This window comes from Aquiflexum sp. (assembly GCF_041751335.1).
Lineage (GTDB): Bacteria > Bacteroidota > Bacteroidia > Cytophagales > Cyclobacteriaceae > Aquiflexum.
Genome location: NZ_JBGSXS010000319.1, coordinates 1 through 4,908, shown reverse-complemented (window position 1 = coordinate 4,908; position 4,908 = coordinate 1). Strand labels below are relative to the sequence as shown.

Below are 4,908 nucleotides of genomic sequence, written 5' to 3'. Positions count from 1 at the left end.
TACAAAGAGGGATCCATAAGTTCCGCTGCAATCTGTTTGGCAAGGACAATTATATTTTCGGCCCAAAAACCAATATACAATGAAATCATTGAAAGAAAGATAATGGGCAGGACATAAGCCCACTGTTCTTTTTTTCCCAGTTCCTTAAAATAAATTCCATTTGCCTTCACAGGTAGATTCACGCCGGGTTTCCAGAACACCTCTGCCCATACTTTGCCTATCACCCAAAGGGTAAGAAATGATCCCAGGATCACAAATCCAACCAAAGCATACTCACTGGTTTCCAAACCTCCTTGGACAAAAAAGATTTTTGCCCAGAATCCGGAAAGAGGGGGGATGCCAACCAAGGAAAATAGCGGGATTGCCATAAGCAGTGACATTAGGGGATAGGAAGTATACATTCCTCCCAAGGCCTTGATATTTTGTGTGCCGTTGATTTTGAGAATTAGCCCCGAAACCAAAAATAAATTGGTTTTGACGATGATATCATGGACCAGGTAAAAAATGGTTCCTACTATGGCTACCTCTGTCATCATTCCCAAACCTGCCATCATAAAGCCTATATGGCATATAATAAGATAGCCGAAAATTTTACCTATATGTTCATGGTATATTGCACCAAGTCCCCCTGAAAGAATGGTCAGGGCAGCCATGACTGATAGGATAACCCCCAAGAATTCATCTCCCACGAATATCAAGGTGAAAGTTCTTACCATAGCATAGACTCCCACCTTGGTAAGCAATCCTCCAAAAATGGCCGCAACAGCGGGTGGAGGGGTGTGGTAAGAGGCTGGAAGCCAGAAATACAAAGGAAATACAGCAGATTTAATCCCAAATGCTACTAAAAACAGACTTGCTGTTACATTGACTAACCCCCTATTTTCAATGTTTTGCACAATTAAAGCCAGATCTGCCATATTGAGAGAACCTGTCAACCCATATAAGAAAGCAATCCCGATTAGGAAAAACACTGAAGCCAAAAGATTTAATGCAACATATTTAATTGCACCTTCAAGTTGGGCTTTTTTACCTCCTATGGTGATCAAAACAAATGAGGAAATAATGATGACTTCAAACCATACATAAAGATTGAATATGTCGCCTGTCAAAAAAGCACCCTGAAGCCCCATCAATAAGAAGTGAAGCATTGGATAATATCCAAACTTTAACCTTTCCTCACTGATGCTTCCAAAAGAAAAAACCGAAACCGCAAATCCTGCAATAGTAGTCAGTAAGACCAAGGTCACCGCAAATGCATCTGCTACAAAGGTGATTCCAAAGGGAGCGGACCAATTTCCTGCTTGGGTTACCTGAATCCCCTGATGATGAACCAATATGAATAGCCAAATTGCTATTCCCAGACCAAAAAGAGTGAGCAGCAAACTCATTACTTTTTGGACTTTGGTATAACTCCAACAGAACAACAACAGCACTGCCGATGCCAATTGAAAAATAATAGGTGAAATAATCCAGATATTATTCATATTTCTTCATCAGTTGAATTGAGCTCATCCAAATCATCTGTTCCGAGCACCTTATAGACTCTTTTGATAAGGATAATGGCAAAGGACTGTAAGCCAAAACCAATGACAATTGCAGTAAGGATCAACGCTTGCGGTAGGGGATCGGCATATATCTCAGAAAATACTTTTGCGGATTCCTCGATTACCGGGGGATGTCCTTTGACCAGTTTGCCCAATAGGAATATCAATAAATTGACCCCGTTACCCAATAGGATCAAACCTATGATCATTTTGAACATACTTCGTCGGAGCAACATGTAAATGCCCGCAGAATGCAATAGTCCAATAATAAAAATCAGCAGTAATTCCATATCAGATAGTTTCAGAAATTGAAAACATGATGGTTAATGTGGATCCTATTACGATCAAATAAACCCCTATATCAAAAAACAGGGCCGATCCTACAATACCTACCATTATAAGTGGTTCATCAAACCAAAGCCCCGTCATTACCGGAAGACCAATTACAAAAGGACTGATAGCAGCAAGAATAGCTATTGCAAGACCAATAGGCATCAGATAACGGGGATTCAACTTGATTATATTTCGGGTTTCTTTCAGGCCAAAGGCAAATGAATACAACATAAAGGCCAATGCCGCCATCAATCCACCAACAAAACCTCCACCAGGCAAATAATGGCCCCGAAGGAGAATGAATATTGAAAACATCAATAAGAGTGGTAATAAATAATTTGATGCTGTTTTAAATATTAATGATTTCATATGTATATAATTGTCTTTTAGCGGTCATGACCTGTCCCGTACAGAAGGTCGGGATGGAACCTCGCAAATTTTAATCGTGCCTCTGTGTGTCGCTTGCGCCATGCTCGGTTTCATCTCAGTCTTTTTTTGAAGGGTTAAGGTCAAGTTTCAACAAACTCAAAACTCCCAAGGCAGCAATGACGAGCACTACTGTCTCTACCATTGTGTCAATACCACGGAAGTCAACCAGGATTACATTGACTACATTTTTGCCTTTGGCCAGCAAATAGGAACTTTCTGCATAAAAATCCGAAACCTCCGATGAAGAAGGTGCTTCAAATACTTCCAATGCCAACACCGAAATCAGTGTACCAAACATAAGGGAAAAAAATGCGTCCCTGATCCTGATTTTCCAGGAGGAGAAGGTTGTGTTTTTGGGAAGCCGGAAGAGCACCAACATGAAAAGCAAAACCGTCAATGTATCAATCGAAAACTGGGTCATGGCCAGATCAGGAGCTGAATAATATAAGAAGAAAAGACAGATGGCAAGACCTATAATTCCCAAAGCCACAATCACTCCTGTTCGAGTAGGTGAAAACAAGGCAAAAAAGATAGAGGTGACCATCAGGATGACCACGATTAATTCCGAAGGGGTAATCTGTGAAAGCTGAGTCCAATCTAAGTGGATATCTACCCCGGAAAATAGCCTGTACCCAGCCAAAATGGTTACAAATATCAAAATGGAGATTACATAGTTTCTCAAATACCCATTTTGGAAAAAATTAGTCCAAAATTTAGCAAATGAACTAAATAAATTTCCAAAACCATTTGCGAGCTGAATTGGGGCTATAGGTTCAAATTTTTTGGTTTTCTCAAATAGTCGATCAGAAGGCTTTAAGAAGAAATACACGCCAAAACCCAATGCCAGCGTCAGGGCACTCAGACCCAGAGGCCAGTTAAGCCCATGCCACAAAGCAAGGTGGATTTCGGGGGCATTTGGCATGATGCTGCTATATACAGACTGTATGAATGATTCGATGATTGTTGGTACCGTACCAAAAAGTACACATAGTATAGCCATCAATAAGGGGGGAACCCAAAGTAATGGACTTGGCAAGTGGACTTTTTCATATTCAGCAGGCAACTGCCCGGTAAATGGCCTGACACCTACCCAAAAACCCGCAACAAAAAGTAATACTTTGGTCAAAACAATTAAAACTGTCAATAAAATAGCCCATTTTCCAAAATGAAAAGTAGCCTCATACATCACTTCTTTACTAATAAAACCCAGTAACAAAGGGATTCCGGCACTAGATAATGCGGCTAAAAAGCCCGCAATAGCAACTGGTTTCATGACTTTATGCAACCCGCCCAATCGGGTTACATCTCTGGTGCCTGTTTCATGGTCAATGATTCCGGTAACCAAGAACAAAGTAGCTTTGTACAAGGCATGAGTTACTATAAACAAAGATGCTCCCAACAAGGCATCTTCTGTGCCCAATCCGATCAGAAACACTAAAATACCCAAAGCGGAAATAGTGGAATATGCCAATATACTTTTAAGATCAATTCTGAAAAGGGAATGAATAGCAGCATAAATCATCGTTATCGCTCCAATGGTAATCAAAGTACCATTCCACCAATAACTATCCCCTAATAATGGAGTAAATCTTGCCAACAGGTAAATCCCTGCCTTGACCATTGTTGCAGAATGCAGATAGGTACTGACTGGGGTAGGGGCTTTCATCGCACCCGGTAGCCAGAAGTGGAAAGGGAACTGTGCTGACTTGGTAAATGCGCCAACAAATATTAATCCTATAATCCAAAGATAACTGCTGCTTGATTTGATGATTTCAGAGGAACCCAGGAGTTCTGTAAAAGAATAACTATTGCCCACAGAAGCCAGAACTATGATGCCGGCTAGCATGACTAGGCCACCAAATCCAGTTATACCCAATGCTGTAAGGGCACTTTTTCGGGAGGTAGAATCTTCATTATTGAACCCTATCAGAAAGAAGGAACTGATACTTGTTAACTCCCAAAAGATAAACATAGTCATCAGATTGTCCGAAAGTACAACCCCCAACATGGATGCCATGAACATGGCTAGATAACCATAGAATCTGTCGAGATAATGATGGTCTTTCAGATAGTTGGCAGTATATAAAAAGACCAAAGAACCAATCCCGGTAATCATCAAGGCAAACAACATGGAAAGCCCATCCAATCTAAAATCAAGGTTGATATCAATACTTGGAACCCAAGAATAACTGAACATCAAATAAGACCCTAATTTGATCTGTTTTAGAAAACTGAAAAAAAATATGAACAAAGCAATAGGCAAAGCGGAATAAACTAAAGGGATAGCTTTTTTGAAATATTTGCTAAAAAAGGGCACTAGAGCGGCTAATATAAAACCGGAAAGTACAGCCAATATCATAGAAAAGAATTAAAGGTTTGAAATTTTCCGAAACTTAAGAATATAGAATTTAAATATATAAATTCTTTTTATGTGTATCCGCATGGTTGCACGTAACAAAATTTGACAACAAGTGTCATTAAGTTGCAGGTGCATTTTGCAGGTTGTTTCTTGTATAAAAATAAGAAACATTATGACCATATTACAATTCATGCAGTATTTTCCCGATGAGTCCAGTTGTGAGACCTATATCAAAGAGAGCAG

General features: G+C 39.9%; 4 protein-coding genes. All 4 read right to left on the bottom strand.

Annotated features, from left to right (window positions below; translation table 11 throughout):
- The coding region (locus ACEW8U_RS17805; protein ID WP_373523406.1) for a proton-conducting transporter membrane subunit at positions 1-1,484 on the bottom strand (1,484 nt) is incomplete at its 3' end.
- Positions 1,481-1,834 (bottom strand): Na+/H+ antiporter subunit C, encoded by a 354-nt coding sequence (locus ACEW8U_RS17800; protein WP_373523405.1) that lies wholly within the window; start codon positions 1,832-1,834, stop codon positions 1,481-1,483. The genes ACEW8U_RS17800 and ACEW8U_RS17805, both read right to left, overlap by 4 nt.
- Position 1,835: 1 nt before the next feature.
- On the bottom strand, positions 1,836-2,246 hold the full coding sequence (locus ACEW8U_RS17795; protein ID WP_373523404.1) for a Na+/H+ antiporter subunit B: 411 nt from the start codon (positions 2,244-2,246) through the stop codon (positions 1,836-1,838).
- A gap of 115 nt (positions 2,247-2,361) precedes the next feature.
- On the bottom strand, positions 2,362-4,665 hold the full coding sequence (locus ACEW8U_RS17790) for a putative monovalent cation/H+ antiporter subunit A (protein WP_373523403.1): 2,304 nt from the start codon (positions 4,663-4,665) through the stop codon (positions 2,362-2,364).
- Between the last annotated feature and the right edge of the window lie 243 nt (positions 4,666-4,908).